At 68.7% G+C, this 19313-nt stretch carries 15 protein-coding genes and 7 pseudogenes; 10 read left to right on the plus strand and 12 right to left on the minus strand.

The genetic code is table 11. The features are described 5' to 3' along the window. A pseudogene (locus AB0N14_RS37510) lies at nt 1-248 on the minus strand (IS1380 family transposase); the annotation flags it as partial. Between the two features lie 191 nt (nt 249-439). Here AB0N14_RS37510 and AB0N14_RS37515 point away from each other — a divergent pair. Further along, nucleotides 440-1120, plus strand: coding sequence for an SMI1/KNR4 family protein (locus tag AB0N14_RS37515; RefSeq protein ID WP_366030201.1), 681 nt, complete (start codon nt 440-442; stop codon nt 1118-1120). Nucleotides 1121-1227: 107 nt separating this feature from the next. Continuing rightward, nucleotides 1228-2436, plus strand: a complete 1209-nt coding sequence (locus AB0N14_RS37520; protein ID WP_366030202.1) for an IS4 family transposase — start codon at nt 1228-1230, stop codon at nt 2434-2436. A 283-nt stretch (nt 2437-2719) separates the two neighbouring features. On the opposite strand, the gene AB0N14_RS37525 is transcribed toward AB0N14_RS37520, so the two are convergent. Both AB0N14_RS37525 and AB0N14_RS37530 read right to left on the minus strand, forming a co-directional pair. Beyond that, a complete protein-coding gene (locus AB0N14_RS37525) occupies nt 2720-3235 on the minus strand; it encodes a transposase (protein ID WP_366030203.1) in 516 nt (171 codons plus the stop codon). Between the two features lie 43 nt (nt 3236-3278). Continuing rightward, nucleotides 3279-3608: pseudogene (locus tag AB0N14_RS37530) on the minus strand (winged helix-turn-helix domain-containing protein); the annotation flags it as partial. Nucleotides 3609-4007: 399 nt separating this feature from the next. Between AB0N14_RS37530 and AB0N14_RS37535 the strand changes: the two are divergent. After that, a complete protein-coding gene (locus AB0N14_RS37535) occupies nt 4008-4859 on the plus strand; it encodes a formate/nitrite transporter family protein (RefSeq protein WP_366030204.1) in 852 nt (283 codons plus the stop codon). Nucleotides 4860-4945: 86 nt separating this feature from the next. Next, the gene (locus AB0N14_RS37540) at nt 4946-7240 is read left to right on the plus strand and encodes an FdhF/YdeP family oxidoreductase (RefSeq protein ID WP_366030205.1); all 2295 of its coding nucleotides are present in this window, start codon (nt 4946-4948) and stop codon (nt 7238-7240) included. A gap of 115 nt (nt 7241-7355) precedes the next feature. Here AB0N14_RS37540 and AB0N14_RS37545 read toward each other — a convergent pair whose 3' ends face one another. The 6 genes and pseudogenes from AB0N14_RS37545 to AB0N14_RS37570 all read right to left on the minus strand — a co-directional run bounded on the left by AB0N14_RS37545 (nt 7356) and on the right by AB0N14_RS37570 (nt 12339). Next, nucleotides 7356-8807 carry a carboxylesterase/lipase family protein gene (locus AB0N14_RS37545; RefSeq protein WP_366030206.1) on the minus strand — a complete coding sequence of 484 codons (1452 nt, stop codon included), beginning with the start codon at nt 8805-8807 and terminating at the stop codon, nt 7356-7358. Next, nucleotides 8804-9097: a hypothetical protein gene (locus AB0N14_RS37550; RefSeq protein ID WP_366030207.1), complete on the minus strand. Its 294-nt coding sequence runs from the start codon at nt 9095-9097 to the stop codon at nt 8804-8806. Before AB0N14_RS37550 ends, AB0N14_RS37545 begins: the two co-directional genes overlap by 4 nt. Before the next feature lie 413 nt (nt 9098-9510). Further along, a pseudogene (locus AB0N14_RS37555) lies at nt 9511-9693 on the minus strand (alpha/beta fold hydrolase); the annotation flags it as partial. A gap of 52 nt (nt 9694-9745) precedes the next feature. Next, a pseudogene (locus AB0N14_RS37560) lies at nt 9746-9895 on the minus strand (transposase); the annotation flags it as partial. Between the two features lie 462 nt (nt 9896-10357). Continuing rightward, nucleotides 10358-11450, minus strand: a pseudogene (locus tag AB0N14_RS37565) (SpoIIE family protein phosphatase); the annotation flags it as partial. Nucleotides 11451-11745: 295 nt separating this feature from the next. Further along, complete coding sequence (locus AB0N14_RS37570) at nt 11746-12339, minus strand: ATP-binding protein (protein WP_366030208.1); 594 nt, start codon at nt 12337-12339, stop codon at nt 11746-11748. A gap of 304 nt (nt 12340-12643) precedes the next feature. Between AB0N14_RS37570 and AB0N14_RS37575 the strand changes: the two genes are divergently transcribed. Together AB0N14_RS37575 and AB0N14_RS37580 are read left to right on the plus strand one after the other, a co-directional pair. Next, nucleotides 12644-12952, plus strand: coding sequence for an STAS domain-containing protein (locus AB0N14_RS37575; protein ID WP_366030209.1), 309 nt, complete (start codon nt 12644-12646; stop codon nt 12950-12952). Between the two features lie 230 nt (nt 12953-13182). Further along, a pseudogene (locus tag AB0N14_RS37580) lies at nt 13183-13704 on the plus strand (transposase); the annotation flags it as partial. Nucleotides 13705-13908: 204 nt separating this feature from the next. On the opposite strand, the gene AB0N14_RS37585 reads toward AB0N14_RS37580, so the two are convergent. Then, entirely contained in the window at nt 13909-14445 is a 537-nt protein-coding gene (locus AB0N14_RS37585; protein ID WP_366030210.1) for a GNAT family protein, read from the minus strand. A 389-nt stretch (nt 14446-14834) separates the two neighbouring features. On the opposite strand from AB0N14_RS37585, the gene AB0N14_RS37590 reads away from it, so the two are divergent. The 3 genes and pseudogenes from AB0N14_RS37590 to AB0N14_RS37600 all read left to right on the plus strand — a co-directional run bounded on the left by AB0N14_RS37590 (nt 14835) and on the right by AB0N14_RS37600 (nt 16601). After that, nucleotides 14835-15590 (plus strand): helix-turn-helix domain-containing protein, encoded by a 756-nt coding sequence (locus AB0N14_RS37590; protein WP_366030211.1) that lies wholly within the window; start codon nt 14835-14837, stop codon nt 15588-15590. 234 nt (nt 15591-15824) lie between these two features. After that, nucleotides 15825-15955, plus strand: a pseudogene (locus AB0N14_RS37595) (transposase); the annotation flags it as partial. A 271-nt stretch (nt 15956-16226) separates the two neighbouring features. Next, nucleotides 16227-16601, plus strand: coding sequence for a hypothetical protein (locus tag AB0N14_RS37600; RefSeq protein ID WP_366030212.1), 375 nt, complete (start codon nt 16227-16229; stop codon nt 16599-16601). A 45-nt stretch (nt 16602-16646) separates the two neighbouring features. Here the strand turns inward: AB0N14_RS37600 and AB0N14_RS37605 are convergent, their stop codons facing one another. Beyond that, the gene (locus AB0N14_RS37605) at nt 16647-17195 is read right to left on the minus strand and encodes a DUF4262 domain-containing protein (protein ID WP_366030213.1); all 549 of its coding nucleotides are present in this window, start codon (nt 17193-17195) and stop codon (nt 16647-16649) included. Between the two features lie 231 nt (nt 17196-17426). Continuing rightward, nucleotides 17427-18023, minus strand: coding sequence for a TetR/AcrR family transcriptional regulator (locus tag AB0N14_RS37610; protein WP_366030214.1), 597 nt, complete (start codon nt 18021-18023; stop codon nt 17427-17429). A 174-nt stretch (nt 18024-18197) separates the two neighbouring features. Here AB0N14_RS37610 and AB0N14_RS37615 point away from each other — a divergent pair, with 174 nt between their 5' ends. Next, entirely contained in the window at nt 18198-19169 is a 972-nt protein-coding gene (locus AB0N14_RS37615) for an alpha/beta fold hydrolase (RefSeq protein WP_366030215.1), read from the plus strand. Nucleotides 19170-19313 lie beyond the last annotated feature (144 nt).

Here is a 19313-nt window from a genome sequence, read left to right on the forward strand (position 1 = left end):
TCGGGCAGGCGGGCGATGGCCTTCTCGTCGTCCTCGGTGATCTTCCAGCCGACGGTGTAGCGCACCGTGCGCCGCGTGGTGTTCAGGGCTTCCAGATGCTCCAGCAGCCCGTGTGTGGCTCCGGCCCCGTCCACTCGGACGAGGATCTTCGCGGCCGAGGAGCCGGGGATCTGGGCGAGGGCCTCGCTGAACACCGCGAGGTGGTCGGCCACCGTGTTCGCCCCTGCATTGCCCGGTCGTAGGAGCATGTACTCCAGCTGTAGATCGTGATCTTGCTGGTGGGCGTGACTGAGTGCGCTGGTTGGCCACCGAGGGTCTCAGCTGCCGATGTGCGTGTTCTGCCGATGGGCCTGGGGCGTCGGGCCGTTCCTGAGTCCGTCGGGACCGCAGCAGTGGGCCCCGCGACCCAGGTGTCGGTGGCTGCACGTATGGTCTGCGCATGACTGATCAGTGGCGGGTGGGCGTGCGTCAGCGGGTGGAGGCGGCGGGTGCAGGGCCTTCCGGCAGCAAGGTGTTCGGGGCGTTGGGGCACAGGTGGATCGTGGAGGACCCGCTTACCCAGGGCGAGCTTGCCGAACTCGAGGCTCAGATAGGCGTGCGGCTGCCAGAGGAGTACCGGACCTTCCTGCTCCACGTCGGCGCGGGCGGCGCCGGCCCCGCGTATGGCCTGTTCCCGGTTCGGCGCGTGCAAGGCCGCTGGCGTTGGGAAGGCGACGGCGCGGACCTGGCCGACCTGTCGAGGCTTGCCGAGCCATTTCCCGAGCAGGGCCCGGACCCGAAGCTGCTCGATGACCTTCTTGCCCAACGCCCCGAGGAAGAGGACTTCGACGACATCGAGGACTTCGACGACGCCATCGAGGCGTGGGACGAGCGGTGGGAGGCCGTCATGTTCGCCCCGGAGCGCACCGCCGGCGCCATCGTGATCTCTCACCTGGGCTGCGCCCAGAGAGAATGGCTGATCATCAGCGGCAGCCACCGCGGCACGATCTGGTCCGACTGCCGGGTGGACGACGTAGACCTCGCCCCGCTGCTCGACGACGACGGTACGCCGGTGACGTTTGCCCGCTGGTACACCGACTGGCTGGAGAAAGCCGAGCGCACAGCCCTGTCGGCACCGTAGGCCCGTCGGCCTGTGCTGCTGATCGTTGTGGTTCGTCAAGCGGCCTAGCCTCAATACCAGTGACTTAACGGTCACGGCTGGTAGTGTGGCGTCCAGGAGGTGCCTGGATGCCACGGCCTGGGCAGGTCAAGCCGGAGACGGATGAGCGGTTGTCGGACCGGATCGCGGTCGGGCTGCTGACGCGTACGTTTCCGCCGGAGTTGGTGGACCGTGTGGTTGCCGAGTGCGGTCGCTCGGGACAGCGCACTCGGCTGCTGCCGCCGCGGGTGGTGGTCTACTTCGTGCTGGCGATGTGTCTGTTTTCCGGGCAGGGGTACGAGGAGGTCGCACGGCTGCTCACTCAGGGCCTGACCTGGGCGAAGCGTTGGTCGGGCTCATGGCAGGTGCCGACTACGGCAGCGATCTCGCGTGCACGGGTGAAGCTGGGACCGGAGCCGCTGAGGGCACTGTTCGCCGAGGTTGCCCGGCCGTTGGCGACCGAAGAGACCCGGGGTTCCCGATACGGGCGGTGGAGGCTGGTGGCGATCGACGGCACGGTCTTTGACGCACCCGACAGTGAGGCGAACGCCGCGTACTTCGGGCGGCCGAAGACCCATCGCACCGAGCGGTGTGCGTATCCGCAGGTACGGATGGTGGCCCTGGCCGAGTGCGGCACCCATGCCATCACCGCCGCCGCACTGGGACCGTTGTCGTCATCCGAACCTGCCCTGGCCCGCAGCCTGTTCGGTCATCTCGGTGAGGGCGATCTACTGCTGGCCGACCGCGGGTTCAGCGGTCTGGATCTGTGGCGGGCCGCCTCGGCCGGCGGTGCGGACCTGCTGTGGCGAATCCGCTCCCACCAGGTGCTGCCGGTACGCAAGGAGCTTCCCGACGGCTCGTACTTGTCAGAGATCGTCGCCGCGAAGGACCACCGCAAACGCGCCGACCCCACGGCCGTACGGGTCGTCGAGTACACCCTGCAAGGCCCCGGATTTCCCGAACAGGATGCTCCCTACCGGCTGATCACCACGATTCTCGACCCCGAAGCCGCGTCCGCCACCGACCTGGCCACCCTCTATCACGAACGATGGGAGATCGAAACCGCGCTGGACGAGCTGAAGACCCATCAACGCGGCCCCGCCCAGGTCCTTCGCTCCCGCTCACCCGACGGCGTCGAGCAGGAGATCTGGGGCCAACTACTGGTCCACTACGCCATCCGCAGCCTGATGCACGACACTGCGGACGCCGCCCAACTCGACACCGACCGGCTCTCCTTCACCCGCAGCATCCGTCTCGCACGCCGTCAGGTCACCGCGCAGGCGGCCTTTTCCCCCTGAGCACCTGGCAACGGCCCTCACCGAGGGCCTGCAGGAGAAAGCCCGGCGCCTACTACCCCTCCGCCGCAGGCGCTTCAACCCCCGTGTCATCAAACGCAAGATGTCCAACTTCGGCGTCAAACGCGACGAACACCGACGCCCGCCACAGCCCGACCGGAGCCCGGCCGAGGCCGTGGCCATAGCCCCGCACTGGCGTACAGCCTCGATCAATCCACCGATCAAGGCCCCCCCCGCAACTGAGATCCCATCCCTTAAGTCACTGGTATTGAGGCTAAGGCATTACTCAGGTTGAACTCGCGGAGTCCGGTGGTCTGGTCGCGTCGTCGTCCATGGTCAGACCGGTGGGTGGCAGACAGCTGTCGACCAGGTGGGGCCGGTACTGGATCTTCTTCAGCTTCCGCTTGATCACGCGGGTGAGGTGCGTGAGGTCGGCGGCGGCGAAGTCGGCCAGGTGCCGTTTGAGGAGCGACCAGATTCCCTCGGCCGGGCTCAGCTCCGGTGCGTAGGAGGGCATCTGGAAGATCTGTAACCAGTCCTTGTGCTCCTCGGCGAAGCCGGCCAGCTCCTTGACCAGGTGCACGTTCAGGTTGTCCCAGCACCACACCACCGGGGTGCCGAGCTGGATGTGCGTCATGACGATCAGATCGCGGTACTGGCGCCAGGAGAACGCCTTCGGCTCGCCCCGGCGCCCGTGCCAGATGTGCAGCTTGAAGAAGAACCGGGAGCGGTGTCCGGCGCGGTAGCAGACCACGCCGGCGATGTCGACCCGTCCCCGGCTGCGGCCGCGCACCCGCACCACCGGCCGGGCTCCGCGCGGTGCCCAGTGTGTCCCTTCGGCGGCCTCAGCCCCTGGCCTGCCTCGTCCTCGAAGCAGATGTGGGCGCCCAGGTCCGCCGCGGTCCTTTTACCTGCGGCCACACCTCGGCCTTCCACACCTCGATCGCCTCGTCGTCGCGTTCGATCGCCCGCCGCAGGGGCACCTGCGCGGACCAGCCGTGCCGCCGCAACAGTTTCCACACACCCTGGATCGTGTACCCGACATGGAACATCCGCCCGATCAGCAGCTTGACCCGCTTCAGCGTCCACCCCTGGAACTCGTCGTCCCAGCCGTGCGCGAGCGGGCCGCGCTTCAACTCCCGCTCCAGCCGCTCCCATTGCATGGCCGTTAGCTGCGCGGGTGGCATAAGCGAGTACCCGTCCGCGAGATCAATGACGACGAGGGCGGGCGGCCGCTGCGGATGATCCGTCGCGGAACGAGTGGGTGGTCATGTGGCGGCGGCCCGGTGGGATTCCCCCGGATCCCGGATGCTTCGCCGGCGCCGCCGGCCGGCCGAGTCTCCGGCCCGTCCGGAATCCTCCACCGGGGAATTCCATACCACCATTTTGCTCAAAATTGGAAATTCCATTGACCGCAATGTGAGCCGGGACCGGTATCCGAATCGCGAACCGCCCACTCGGTGATCTGTGACCTTGAACTCCTTTTCTTCCGGAGCATTCCGTTCCGCCTAGGATTCAAAAACGCAGCAGGCCATACAGCGAACATCCGTACATGAGCGCAATGAGGTGACGCAATGCCCATCCCCATTTCTCAGGCTCTCGCCGAGCAGGGACAGGCGGCCGCCGACAAGGTCGACAGCCTCCGGAAGCCGGGCCGCTATCTGGTCAGCTCCCTGCTGGCCGGTGCATTCATCGGGGTTGCGGCAGTACTGCTCCTCACGGTCGCCGGACCGCTGCTGGCGGCCTCGTCGCCGTACACGAAACTCGTCGAGGGCCTGGTGTTCGGCGTAGCGCTGACCCTGGTGGTCTTCGCCGGAGCCGAACTGACGACCGGCAACATGATGACGACGGTGCAGGGAGTCATAGCCCGGCGCTGCACCGCCGGCAACGCGGCGGCGCTCATCATCGGGTCGTTCGTGGGCAACCTCTTCGGGTCCGTCCTGTTCGCCTGGCTGGTGCACAGCAGCGGTGTCATCACCTCCGGTGCCGCCCCCGGGCATCCTGCCCCGGCGCTCGCCCTGCTGGCGAGCCTGATCAAGGCGAAGTCGGCGGAGTCGGGCGCGGCGCTGTTCTTCCGCGGGGTGCTCTGCAACTTCCTCGTCTGCCTGGGCGTGTGGATGGCGGCTCGGACCAGGTCCGACGGCGCCAAGCTGATGCTGATCTTCTGGTGTCTGCTGGCGTTCGTCGGCTCGGGCTTCGAGCACGTCGTGGCCAACATGACGTATTACGCGCTCGGCATGTTCGAGCACGTACCGGGTGCCACCGCGGCCGAGTTCGCCCGCAACCTCGGGATCGTGGGCCTGGGCAACCTCGTCGGCGGAGGTCTGCTCGTCGGGGCGGCCTACGGCTTCGTGGGCCGCGGTACGTCGACGCGGCTCGCCGACGAGCCCACCGAAATCGAGAAGCCGGCGACGGTTTCCGCGTGAGCGGTGGAATTCGGGACGGCCGGCCATCGGCCACCCGCCGATGAAGCACCCGTACGCCTGAGAAAGCAGCAGAAGGGCCACACAGCATGGGCACCATCGAAGACCCGGCCGATGACCACCTGACGGTCACACCCCCCAAGACCTGGGCGGTCGGTCTCCCAGCCGTCACGAACGCGCTGCGCTACTCGCTGCAGCAGACATCGGCCCGGCGTACCGCCCTGACGCTGCTGAACGTCAACCAGACCAGCGGCATCGACTGCCCGGGCTGCGCGTGGCCGGAGCCCGACGCGAAGCACAGGCACCGGCAGGAATACTGCGAGAACGGCGCCAAGCACATCAACGACGAGGCGACCACACGGCGGATCACCGCCGACTTCTTCGCGCGGCACTCCGTCTCCGAGCTGGACGGAAAGTCCGACTACTGGCTCAACCAGCAGGGCCGGCTCACAGAGCCCATGGTCAAGCGGCCGGGTTCGGACCACTACGAGCCGATCGGCTGGGGCGAGGCGCTCGGGCTGCTCGCCGGGGAACTTGCACGGCTGGACTCCCCGGACGAGGCCCTCTTCTACACCTCGGGCCGGGTGAGCAACGAGGCCGCGTTCCTCCTCCAGCTCTTCGCCCGGGCCTATGGCACCAACAACCTGCCCGACTGCAGCAACATGTGCCACGAGTCCAGCGGCTCCGCACTGCAGGAGACGCTGGGCGTCGGCAAGGGCAGCGTGTCCCTGGACGACATCCACCACGCCGACCTGATCTTCGTCGTGGGTCAGAACCCGGGCACCAACCACCCGCGGATGCTCTCCGCGCTGGAGCAGACCAAGCGCAACGGCGGCCACATCGTCGCCGTGAATCCGCTGCCCGAAGCGGGACTGATGCGGTTCAAGAACCCGCAGCGGCCCCGTGGCGTCATCGGCAGGGGTACCGCGCTCGCCGACCAGTTCCTGCAGATCCGCCTCGGCGGTGACCTCGCACTGTTCCAGGCCCTCAACCTGCTGCTGCTTCAGGCCGAGGAGGACGAGCCGGGCTCGGTGCTCGACCACGGGTTCATCGACGCCCACACCACCGGTTTCGCCGAGTTCGCCGAGCACGCCCGCAGGACCGACTGGGACGACGTGCTCAGGGCGACCGGGCTGACTCGCGACGAGATCGAGCAGGTGCACGAGCGAGTGCTGCGGAGCAGGAGCGTCATCGTCTGCTGGGCGATGGGCCTGACCCAGCACAAGCACGGTGTGCCCACCATCCGCGAGGTCGTCAACTTCCTCATGCTGCGCGGCAACATCGGGAGGCCTGGAGCGGGCGTCTGCCCGGTGCGCGGCCACAGCAACGTGCAGGGCGACCGCACCATGGGCATCTGGGAGCGGATGCCGCAGCGCTTCCTGGACGCGCTGGAGCGTGAGTTCGGGTTCACCCCGCCCACCCGGCACGGCTGGGACACGGTGGATTCCATCAGGGCCATGCGCGACGGACGTGCCAAGGTCTTCGTCGGCGTCGCGGGCAACTTCGTCCGGGCGGCCCCGGACAGCGAGCTCACGGAGGCCGCACTGCGCAGTTGCCGGCTCACCGCGCACGTTTCGACCAAGCTCAACCGCTCGCACACGGTCTGCGGTGACACCGCGCTGATCCTGCCCACGCTGGGACGCAGTGACCGGGACGTCCAGGGCGGCGTCGAGCAGTTCGTCACGGTCGAGGACTCGATGAGCCAGGTGCATGCCTCCCGCGGCCGTCTGGAGCCGGCCTCCGAGAAGCTGCTCAGCGAGGTGGCGATCATCTCGCGGCTCGCCCGCCGCACCCTCGGTGACCGAGTGGACATCCCGTGGGAGCGGTTCGAGGCGGACTACGGCACCATCCGGGACCGGATCTCCCGCGTCGTGCCGGGCTTCGAGGACTACAACACACGCGCGGCCCGGCCCGGCGGCTTCCGGCTGCCGAACCCGGTGAACCAGGGCGTCTTCAACACCCCACAGGGCAAGGCCGTCTTCACCCGCAACGGCTTCGAGATGCTCCAGGCGCCCCCGGGCCATCTCATCCTGCAGACCCTGCGCTCCCACGACCAGTGGAACACCATCCCGTACGCGATGAACGACCGCTATCGCGGCATCCACGGTGGCCGCCGGATCGTACTGGTGAACCCCGCCGACCTGGAGGCACTCGGCTTCGCCGACGGGTCCGAGGTGGACCTGGTGAGCGTATGGCGGGATGGGACGGAGCGCCGCGCCCCGGACTTCCGGCTCGTCTCCTACCCGACGACGCTCGGCTCCGCCGCCGCGTACTACCCGGAGACCAACGTCCTGGTACCGCTGGACAGCGTGGCCGACATCAGCAACACGCCGACGTCGAAGGGAATCGTGGTCCGGCTGGAACCGGCCGGCACGCGGATCTGAGACTCCTGTCGGCGTAAGGAGCGTCGCCAAGCCGTGCCAGAGCCACTTCGGACAGCTGCGAGGAATTTCCGAACGCGACAGGATGAGGCATGTCCGGGGAAGAACTGACGGGGTGCTAGCGCACGCCTTCCCACAGCAGGCGTTCCTCCCTCCGTGGGTCGTCCTCCGGAGCGGGGTCTTCGGCGAAGACCATCGTCGTGCGGGTGGTCGTGTTGTACGCGGGCCAGCCGGGGTCGCCGGTCTTCGCGAAGGAGACCCACGCCGCGTGCATCGCGTCCGCGAGAGCCTGGGGTGGGTGGGTGCCGAGCATCGGGGCGTACGACGGGTCGTGGAGGCGGTCGAAGACGAAGGCCAGTTCCAGGGCGTGGCATGCGCCGAGGCGGGTGGCGAACTGTGGGGAGCGCCAGGCGAATTCATACAGGTGCGAGCCCGGAACGGACTCGGCCAGACGGATGGCGGGGATCCGGTAGAACCAGTCCGTCGCCACCGCGTCCAGGAGCTCGCCCGGGGCGGCGGCCGGGCGGGTGGTGCGGTAGACCGGCAGGGCCTTGTCCGGCTCGAGGTCGTAGGCGGCCGTCACGGCACGGAGTCGCGGTTCGGGGAAGGTCTCCAGGCGCTCCGTGGGGACCAGGAAGAGCCGGTACTCCTCGCGGTTGCTGCCGATCAGGAGGTCCACGCCGCAGTGGGGGCCGGGAAGGGGCAGACCGTCCGTGACGGGCTCGAACGGCATCATGTTGAGCGCCGCCTCCCCCCACAGGAATGGATCCGGGCGGGCGCTCACCTCGGTGCGGAGCTCGGCCTGGGCCGGAAGGAGGTCGCTGAGGGGGACCGCGGCGAAGGCCTCCGGGGTCGGCTCGATGCCGAGCTTCGTGGCCAGGCGGGCCGCGATCAGGGCCGCCGAGGACGGGCGCAGGAAGTGGTGGCAGGCGCCGCTCTGCAGGATCGCCCGCCGGAACAGGCCGTGTGCCTTGCCCGTGGCCAGCAGGACGCCGATGCTCATCGCGCCCGCCGACTCACCGAAGACCGTCACCTGATCGGGGTCGCCGCCGAAGGAGGCGATGTTGGCACGGATCCAGCGCAGGGCGGCCACCTGATCGAGGAGACCCCGGTTGTCGGGGACGCCGGGAAGGTGGAGGAAACCGTCCGTGCCCAAGCGGTAGTTGAGGTTGACGCAGACGACCCCGTCGCGCGCGAAGGCGCTGCCGTCGTACGCCGGTGCCGAGCCCGAGCCGTTGGAGAACGCCCCGCCGTGCAGCCACACCATCACCGGCAGGCCCGCCCCCGGCCCCGGGGATGGGGTCCAGACGTTGAGGTTCAGACAGTCCTCACCTGGGATGACGTCCTCCGGAATGAGGGCGTCGAAGGGCGGTGCGTAGGGCGCGTGGGGCGCGGTCGGACCGTGGGCCGTGGCGTCGCGTACGCCCGTCCAGGGCTCGGGCGGACACGGTGCGCGGAAGCGACGGGCGCCGAAGGGCGGGGCCGCGTAAGGGATGCCCAGGAAGGACGCCACGCCGTTGGAGGACAGGCTGCCGCGCACGGCGCCCTGCTCAGTGTTGCATACCGTCATGCCGACAGGATCCCCAGCAGTGCCGCGCCGAACTCCTCTGGGCGTTCGAGATGCAGGGCGTGGCCGGCGCCGAGCACGACGACCTCCCGCACCGCGCCGCCCTGTGCCGCGTAGCGGTCCAGGACGTGGCGTGTCTGCGCCACCATCGGCCGGGCCGACGTCCCGTCCCAGCCCGGCACCGCACCGATCGAGCCCAGGTGCGCGAGGTCGGACATCGAGGTGTCCGAGACGATCACGTCGTCCTCGCCGCGTACCCACAGCACCGGCGGCTTGGGGTCGATCAGATGCAAGTCGTCGACGCGGAAGTGGAGCGGCTAAAGGCAGTTGAGGACCCCGCGGATGCCGGGTACGACGCCCGGCCAGGCGGGGGAAGCCGTGCTGTCGCCCGGGTAGTGGTCGTCGCCCGTCCGCGTGGTGAGCATGGACGTACTCGTACTCGTACTCGTACTCGTGCTCTGGGCGCCATGGCGGCTTGACGTAGCAGTTCGCCAGGACGGAGCGGGGCGAGGGCGGGGAGTCCTCGGTGCGGTCGCCCTTGGCGAGCCGCGCGACGAACTCCGGGTTGGCCGTGCCGCCGCCCGAGCCCGCCCCGTCCTCGGAGTTGGGGGTCCCGTCCTCCCCGTGCGTACCGCGAAGCCGTACGGGAGACCGGGTTGACCAGGGTCAGGGAGCGCACCGCGGCCGGGTGGTCACACAGGTACTGCATGATCACGCCGCCTCCCATGGACCAGCCCACCAGGTGTACCCGGTCGAGCCCGAGGGCCGCCAGCAGTGCGGCGAGGTCGTCGGCGTGGTCGCGCAGGCCGCGCGTCGCGTCGATGGGCAGCGGGTCAGTGCCCCGAAGCCGCGCAGGTCCGGTGCGATGGGCGGGATCGGCCCCGGACACGGACGACGGGGGGTGTGGCCGCGACGCGGTCAGGTGCCGGTGGTCGGCGGCATCATCGAGAATCCGGCTTCGTCCTCGAAGACGAGCCAGGCACCGAGCGCCGCCACGGTCCTTCCACCTGCGGCCAGGTCTCCTTCACCCAGCCGGCCACCGTCGCCTCGTCTCGCTCGATGGCACGGCGGGCGGGAACCTGGCACGTCCATTACGGTTTAGTGTCGGCGCCGCTCGAGGAACCAAGCGGCTATCAGAATCGGGACGGACACCTCGATCGACGAGGTGCCGGCGCCCGATCAAAGATCGGGTCGAATCCGAGCCCGATCGCAGCCAGTGCGACACCTACACAGAACACCGCAGTGGAAGGTGAGTAACGCATCCAGTGCCTCTCCGGCCGTCGGTGGCATGGGCCGACGCGGGTGTCCCCGGGCCGACCCGCTCATGTGGTCGGCCCCTAGCATCTCGTATGCCAGGCGTAGGCCCACTTCCCGTAGCCGTAGTAAGGGATCTGCGTCCAGCGTCCGACGACGAGGCCGGCCCCGGCGTTGATCCGCAGGCACTCGCCGCGGTTCTTGGCCCAGTAGGCGGTGCCCTGGATCCACCATGCGATCACCAGGATCGCGGCCGCAATTACGGCGCCGGGCGCACCGTGAGCCGTTGCTTCGCTGGTGTCGAAGTCCTCATTGCGGCGTTCGACGAGCCCGTCGGTGTAGAGCACGAGTGTGTCGCCGCAGGTGTAGGGCACGGCGGCCTGGGCGCGCGGGACGTGGTGCGGGTGGGCTCCCAGCGGGGGGTCGGTGGCCTGGTCGAGCAGTATGAAGGTGCCATCGGGATGAACGAGGACCGGGGGAAGGTGGCCGGCACTGCTGTAGGTGACGTGCTGGCGGCGGGTGTCGACGACAGCCTTGACCGCCGTGGTGGCCAGCGCCCCTTCCACCGAGCGGGCGTACAGGCCAGGACGTCCATCGCCGGGCCGGGCTCGCGCAGGGCGCGCATGGCCGCGGACAGCGCGCTGCGGAGCATGCCCATGGCTGCGGCGGCCTGTAGGCCGTGACCGACCACATCGCCGACCGCCACGGAGAAACGGTCCTCGGGCAGGTCCACCACGTCCTACCAGTCGCCGCACACGTTCAGCCCTTTGGCCGCGGGCAGGTAGCGCACCGCGATGTCCGGGTGCCGGACCAGCTCCGGCGACTGCAGCATCGCCTCCTGGAGGGTGACGGCCACCTTGCGCTCCCGGGCGTGGGCCCGTCGCAGCTCCTCGTTCAGGCTCTGCAGTTCGCGCGCCCGCGCGTACAGTTCGGCCTCCATGGCCTCCCGCTCGCTGAGCGTCTCCCCGTCCTGTGGGCCGGAGCGGTGGGAGAGCACGAACTCGGTCAGGACCCGGTGGATGATCCACGCCACCTGCCCGTCCGCGTCGGGCACGGGGTGTTGATCGGGGACCACCACCGTTCCTCGAACGCCCCCGGGCGGCCGGGCACGGGAGTGTCGTACTTCTGCACCGCCATCGTGTCCGGCTGCCTGGAGTGCAGGACCCGGTGCAGGGAGGCACTGAGGTTCCGCACCCCGTCGGTGTTCGGGTCCGCCGGGTTGTCAGGGAACACGTCGAAGAGATACTGCCCGATCAGATCCTGGCGAGAACGATGGGGCGCGTGGCAGTGGGCTTCGTTGACGTCGAGGATCACAAGATCGGGACTCAGCACCACATAGGGGCTGGGCGTGGCAGCGAACAGCGCCTGGTAGTCGATCGGCGGCGTGGTCACCTGCACTCTCCCGTCTAGCGTCCGGGCGTTTCCCTTCTCCGGCCCCACCAGGTGCGCCCTGTTCCCCCGCCTTCCAGGGGGCACCGATGCCGGGCCGGTGTGGGCCGTTTCGCGGTACTGCCCCGCCAGGGCGGTACACGCGGTACACCTTGTTGTTGCTTACATCGACGAACAAGTCCGGGCTGGCAGGGGCACCACTTGGCGCGGTTGGCGATCACGATCATCGACTGGAGGCCGGCCTGCAGCGTGCCGCGGGGCGCACTGGCGGCGCTGGCTGTGGCGGTGCTCAGTGTTGTCAGCCGGCTGGTTGTCCGTGGGGGCTGGCAGCATGCTCGTCCCGCGCGGGATGAGCTTGTGGTTCGGTCATGGTGTCTGCGGCGTTCTGCGCGAGAGGGAGGGAAGACAGAACGGTCCTGGTGGTGGCGCTGGTGCTGTGGTTCGCTGTGAGGCGGAGACGGGCGGTGATCTGCTTTCCCTGGGCGCGGGGTGTGACGGCCAGACTGTTGCTGGCCGCGCGCACCAGGTGCAGTCCATGACCGCCGGCGCGGTGCCGGTCGGGCCTCCTGAACACCGGATTTGCGGCGGAAGTGTCCCACACAGTGATCGCCAGCTCGTCGCCGTAGAGCTGCAGGATCAGCCCGCAGGGGCCGGGGGCGTGCCGGATGGCGTTCGCTATCAGCTCGCTGACGACGAGCTCGGCGTCCAGGACGACGTGTTCGGGCACGGGGGCGCGGCCGGCGCGCGGGGCGTGGGCGAGAAAGGCGCGCAGGGCCTGGCGCGCGTCCACGGCGCGGGCGGCGCCGTCGGCCCAGTCCGCGCTGTAGTGGAGCGTGGACTGCTCCCCCGTGCCCTGCGCCTGTGCCGCCTGCTTCCTAAGCGGGATGACCATGCGGGCTCTTTCGATTGTTTTTCGGCCGCTTCGTAAGCGGTGTTTTGCCCGGCGTGTACCCCGGCGGCCGACCGCGCACACTGTCGGTTGGCTCACGTTGCCGCCGTCCGGGGGTGGACCTGCTGGTGGGGCGGTGCTCGCTCGACGGCGCAGAGCCTTCGATCGCACATCCGGATGGCAGTCCTGGGTCTGGCCGCAAGCGCCGAGCGAGATCCCGGCTCCTGAGGGCGGCCTTTGACGTGGGCTGCGTTAAGCCGAGACGCTGGGGGGGGACAGCAACCCTGGGAAGCGGCCGGGCGAGCGGTTGCGCCTGACCAGCAGCACACTGGACAGCCGGACGGTGGTGTCGGTGGCGGGCGAGGTGGATCACCTGACCGCGGCTCGAGTGGGCGACGAACTGGGAGTCGCGGTGCTCAGCGGAGCTCGATGGGTCGAGGCGGACTTCAGCCGGGTCGGCTTCTGCGATTGCGCCGGGCTGAACGTCCTGCTGGCAGCGCGCAGCCACTTTCGGGATGCGGGAGTGCAGTTCTCCATGTCCGGACCGGTTGCTCCAGCGGTCGAGCGACTGTTCCAGCTGACGGGCACAGGACCCCTGCTGCGGGAGGCTGCCTGATCAACATCGGCCGAGCTGTCATCTGCGTCAGCACCGTCGCCCCCGGCCTTGTCCCCAGCCTCGGGCCGTGAGCGATTTCGCTTGTTGCACTGTGGATGTGACACCTGCGACGTTGGGGGCGCAGTAACCCATGGGCCGATGACTCGGCTCCGCAAGACCCGCTCTCCCCGTGCGGGTCATTGCCCACGGGGCGGGCGGGCGCAGCCACCCGTCGCTTGCCCGCCCCGCACGGCACGTTGGTGCGGCTGCAGGTCGAGCGCCTGCCGGGCGACTGCGACCCGAAACCGGTCTGGCTGTGGTGCTCGGCCACCGCCACAACGCCGGTGGACGTGGACCGCTGGTGGCAGTCGTTCCTCCGCAGATTTGATCTTGAGCACACCTTCAGGCTCATGAAACAGACCCTCGGCTGGACGGCCCCGAAGGTCCGCTACGCCGACAGCGCCGATCTGTGGACCTGGCTCATCATCGCCGCCCACACCCAGCTCCGCCTCGCCCGCCCCCTCGCCGAGGACCTGCGCCGTCCTTGGGAGCGACCCGCCGAGCCCCGCCGCCTCACTCCCGCCCGCGTCCGCCGGGGGTTTCGCAACGTCCGCGCGACGGCGGCCCGCCCGGCGGCCGCACCGAAACCGTCCAAGCCGGGTCCGGGACGGCCTCCCGGCTCGAAGAACAAGCACCGGGCCAAGCGCCACGACGTCGGCAAGACGGTCAAACGCGCCGAGTCGATCAAGGAACACCAAGCCCGCCGAGGATAAACGTCAAGCTAAGGCACTGGCAGGTCGGCGTGTGCCGGTCGCCCTCACCCGAAAGTGAGTAACGACCACTCGGCCACGCGCTCGGACACGACTCCCCCGGCCCGGCGGGGCTGCGGGACAGTTCGGGCCGGAGCTCGACGCAGGCGCCTGACGAGGCTCGAGCTCAGGAACTAAAGACTCGTTAGGTCGATCACCGTCTTGTGTTCACCTCAGTTCGCCGCCGGACCGCTCCGCGCGGAGCATCGAGAAGATCACCTGATCGCGCCACTGGCCGCCGCGCCACTGTGCGGAGCGCAGCACGCCCTCCCTGACGAAGCCCGCCTTCTCCAACGCACGCTGCTCAGCGAGGTTGGCGCAGTCCGTCCAGGCTTGGAGCCGTTCGGCCCTGGTGTGGTCGAAGAGGTACTCGGCCAGCAGTCGCTGGGCCTGGGTGCCTATGCCGCGGCCGTGCGCGGCCGGCACCAGGCCGATCGCCAGGGTCCAGCAGGTGGAGGTGGCGGGTCGCCCCCAGGTGCTGGCGAACCACTCGACCCGGCCCACCGTCCGGCCCGCCTCCGCGACGGAAAGCACGCCGCCGTTGGGGCTGAGTAGGCCGTTCTCCGCGAACTGCCGGCGCAGACCGGCCGGTGAACCGAAGCCGAACCACTGGTACTGCCCGGTCCCCTCCGGCCCGTTGAACTCGCGCTCGAACAGGTCGAGATCGTCGGCGGTCACCGGGCGCAGCGTGATCTCATCAGACATGGAACGACTCCTGATCCTCTCGACCACAGGGTTCAACCTCGTATGGCCAGCGTGGCAATGGCGTCTGACTCTTCCACACATCACGCCGCATCCCGGCAGGATGCCTCGCGGCGCGCGCCCGGAAAGATCCACCGGACAGGCCAAGTCGTCACATGATCACTCCTCCATACCCTCCCACGGATCGCGCCCCTGGCGCTAGCGTCGTCGCTTCTGGTTCGTCCTGTGGGGACACATGGCCAACCCGCGCATGCCGCCACCACCGCCTGCCCCGCCTGTCCGTCCGGCCCCGAAGTGTGCGCGGATGTCGGCGACGGCTGAAGAGTGGACCAGTAGCGGACGCTTGGGTTCTAACGCTTGTCGCAACATTCCTTGATCATTGTGGAGTGTTGATGGCGAGGCGGAGACGCAAGCGCAGGCTGGAACTCGAGGCCGAGTACTGGCGGCTTCTGGTGGCCGGGGTGGGCAGCGTCGAGGCGTGCAGGCAACTCGAGATCGGGCGTAAGACGGGCTATTGGTGGCGGGCTGAGAACGGCGGCCTGAGGCCGGACTATCTCCCGGAGTCCTCCCGGTCCGGCCGGTACCTGTCGCTGTTGGAACGCCGCAGGATCGCCTCGCTACGTGAACGCGGCCTGACGATCCGAGAGATAGCCGGCTTGCTCGGCCGGGCTCCATCGACGGCCAGCCGGGAGTCGCGGCGCAACAGTACCGACGGGATCATGTCACCATCGACGCTCGCCTTTGCTCCCAGTACCAGCGGGGATGGTCCCGCGGTGAAGCGCTGGGGCCCGGCCGCCATGGCCTGCTCCCCGAGCCCTACGGGGATGGTCCCGGCCTGCTCATCGCCGGTCGACGAAGGAGGCCTGCTCCCCGCGCCCGCGGGAATGGTCCCGAACAAGCCGCCATCCGCGCCGCACTCGCCGCCTGCTCCCCGCGCCTGCGGGGATTGGCTTTGTTCACGGGTAACGACAGCGGATGTTCACGACGTTGAGCAGCGTTCTGGTGGCGTCGTGTTCGATGTTCATGAGAAGTGGGTTCTGGCACAGATCTTGAGGAGCCGTCGCGGAGCGTCACCTCGATGTTCGATTGCGAGGAGACCGGCTCGTGTGAGACGGCGCACGCCTTGTCGTCTGGACGGTCGGGAGTGACGCTCCCTCAGGTGATTGTCGGTCGCTGCTGTGGTCGGCTGTGGACGGTGACGGTGCTCGTCATGCAGACCGATGCACCGTTCAGGGACTCGTTGGTGTTCGACGGGATCGACGATGTGGATGTCGAGGCGGTTACGGCCGCGTTCGGCACGGTCGAGGTGGTCGCGAGAGGCCGCGCGGTCAGGGCTGAATGTCCGGACTGCGGCCGCTTCTCGGACCGAGTCCACGACAGCCGCCTGGCTGGTCCGCCACCCCGGCGTGGAGATCATCTGCCGGGATCGGGCGGGCGCCTATGCCGAAGGTGCCCGGCGCGGTGCCCCGACGCTCTGCAGGTCGCTGACCGGTTCCATCTGTGGCAGGGCCTCGGCCGGGCCGCGGAGACCTGCGTCGCTGCCCACCGCGACTGTCTGCGCAACCCGTCGCCCAGCGGCATCTTGCCGGAGGCCACCCGACTGGCTGCCGGTCGGCCGCAGGACCACTCGGAGCCCGTCGGCCGGCGGGCCGAGCGGAAGAAGGCAGCACACGCACTGGTCCACGAGTTGCTTGCCCAAGGCCATTCACGCCGGGCGATCGCCCGGCACCTGGGCTGGGGCCTCAAACCGTGCTCCACTGCCGCGGCCGCCGACAGTCCGGCAGGTGACTGGCTGGCTCACCCGTCACCCCACCACCCTGAACGAGGAGGACCGCGTCGGCCTGAAAGACGTTCTGACCCGCTGCCCCGAAGTGGACACGGCCGCCGGACACGTCCGCGATTTCGGCGAGATACTCAGCGGCCGCCTCGGCAGCACGCTCCCTGCCTCGATCGACGCAGTCGATGCCAGCCAGCTACCCGGTCTCACCGGCTTCGCACTCCACCTGCTCCGGGACCTCGACGCTGTGAAAGCCGGGCTCACCCTGGACTGGAGCTCGGGCAGCATCAAGGGCGCCGTGAACCGCATCAAGAAGATCAAGAGGCAGCTCTACGGTCGAGCCGTATTCGAACTGCTCCGCAAAACGATCTTGCTCCAGTAGCTTCTCGCGACGGTGTTGGCCTGTCGCTGGTCGGCACGTTCGAGATCAGAGCTCGGTCGTCCAGATCCCGACAGGGTGCTCACTCGGCGGCAGCCACAACTGAGGCTGTGACTCCCGATGCCTCTCCTCAGCCTGTTCTTCCCAATGAAAGCGGTCATTCACGTCAGGCCACGCAACTTGCAGCACGGGAAAAGGAGGCCGCCGATAGAAGCCAATGGCGCGTCCGAAGAAGGTCCGGTACCAGCGGAGATCGACCTGCCTGAGCGCGACTTGGTGACCGTCGACAACGTCAGGATGCCTCTGGCCGGCAGCCAGTACAGCACCCGCAGCGGACTTCGCTCCGAGCCTGTTGAGCATGCGGTGCATGGCGTGGACATCCAGCCCGAACATGGCGAGTTCAGGTGCGCCGTGAGTGTGTGAGAGGCCGATCGTATAGGCGAATCCAGGACCGATTTCGTCCTCAGGAACCATCACGACGTGCCATCCGTGCTGCTGCACATTCTCGATGATCGTCAGATCAACCCGGTCTGCTTCGTCTCGGTCGCCGTAATCACAACAGAGAACGCAGCGGCACTGGAACGGATCATCAGTCATGCGCGGAGGCTACGAGAGGAGCGTTTGAGTCGGGCAGCCGGGGTTCGTGACCACCCTTTCAATCGAACGACATCGTCACCCTCCGCGACGGCTCCCCAAGATCTGTGCCACAACCGAGAAGTGACAGCACCAGTTGAGGGGCGCTGTTGCGTGTCGGCGTCTCCAGCTGTTGAGGGGCGGCCGCTCAGCGGGGGGCGCGGAGGGACCAGCACGCGATGCCGCTCGTCCATATCAGGACGCGTGAGGTTGCCGAAGTCCCTGGAGGAGGAGAGCGATCAGGCGTCGGGGGTCGTAGCGGGGGTCGTTGTCGCGTCCGATGCAGAGGTTGCCGATGCCGCGCATCAGCTCGTACGGCTGCGTACCGGGTCTGATGAGGCCGGCCTTAACCGCAGCGTCGAGGAGTTCGGCGCAGACGGGCAGCAGGCGGTCGAGGAAGTAGTCGTGCAGCGCGGCGAAGCGGTCGTCGTCGGACTGCAGGGCGTCGGCGAGTCCGTGCTTGGTGACGAGGAAGTCGACGAAGAGGTCGATCCACTCACGCAGCGCGTCGAGTGGGGAGTCCGCACTGGCCAGCAGGTTCGGGCCGGCCTCGGCGCATGCCTCGATCTGGTGGCGGTAGACGGCCGTGACGAGATCCGCCCGGGTTGGGAAGTGGCGGTAGATCGTGCCCATACCGACACCCGCCCGGGTGGCGATCTGGCGGATCGGCGCGTCGACGCCGGAGGTGACGAACACCTCGGCGGCGGCGGCGAGCACCGTCTCCCGGTTGCGCTGGGCGTCGGCCCGCTTGCCTCGGGACGGCGACTCCCCTGCAGGGCTGTCGGCGGTCACCGTGTACTCCTTCCACGCCGATTGACAAAACGGAGCATCGCTCCGGATACTAATCGGAGCGGCGCTCCGCTTCAGATTAGCCGAAGCGGGATGCCTCTGTCCGCCTTGTCCGTCGCCCGTCGCCGATCGCAGGAGACCGGCGGGCGACAGGCGCCACGAAAGGAAACCCCCATCGTGAGCACATCCACATCCACTGTGACCAGCGCCGACGCTTTTGGCGCGCCCGCCCCGGTCCTGTCCTTCAGCCCCCTAGTCCTCTCAGTACCCGGACGTCCCGTAGACCTCCAGGTGCGCGTCTCCGCACCCGCGACGGGAACCAGCCTCCCCGTCATCCTCCTCTCCCACGGTCACGGCCCCTCGAACAACCTCTCCTCGCTCAATGGCTATGCGCCGCTCGCCAACTTCTGGGCTGCCCACGGATTCGCCGTCATCCAGCCCACTCACCTCACCTCCAGGACACTGACCCACCTGGTCGCCGACGCACCCGGCGCACCCTACTTCTGGCGATCCCGAGCCGAGGACATGACCCACATCCTTGACCGGCTCGACGGGATCGAACGCACCGTGCCGCAGCTCGCCGGGCGGATCGACCCCACCAAGGTCGCCCTCGCCGGACACTCGCTCGGCGGCTTCACCGCCGCCCTCCTGCTGGGCGCCGGGCTCAACGACCCCGACACCGGGAACGTGGTGCACCTCGTCGAGCCCCGGATCAAGGCCGGCGTACTGCTCGCCGCGCCCGGCAGGGGCGGCGACGCCTTCAACGGGCCCATGGCCGAGCAGTGGCCGATCATCGGCGCCGTCGACTTCTCCACCATGGCCGCACCCGCGCTGGTCGTCGCCGGCGACGAGGACGACTCCCGGCACTTCACGGACATGGGGCCGGACTGGCACGCCGACCCCTACACCCTCGCCCCCAGCCCCAAGACCCTGCTCACCCTGTTCGACGCGGAGCACGGACTCGGCGGAATCGCCGGATACGACGCCGCTGAGACCACCGACGAGAACCCCGAGCGAGTGGCCGCCCTCGCCCGGCTCACCGCGGCCTATCTCCACACCCAGCTTTACCCCGGCGCCCCCACGTGGCAGGTCGCGTGCGAGGCACTGACAACCGGCCCCCACCCCGTAGGACGAGTCGAATCCAAGTAAGCCCCCCGCAGCCGTATCCCTAGTCGGACGGCCAGCGCCGTCGGGCGCATGGCGGCGCTGGTGCGCTGGTCGGTCAGGGTGGCCATCGCCCCGGCATCCCGGGCTGCCCGCCATTCGATGATGTGGGAGTGGTACAGCCGCTCA

It is taken from the genome of Streptomyces sp. NPDC051104 (assembly GCF_040682835.1).
Lineage (GTDB): Bacteria > Actinomycetota > Actinomycetes > Streptomycetales > Streptomycetaceae > Streptomyces > Streptomyces cynarae.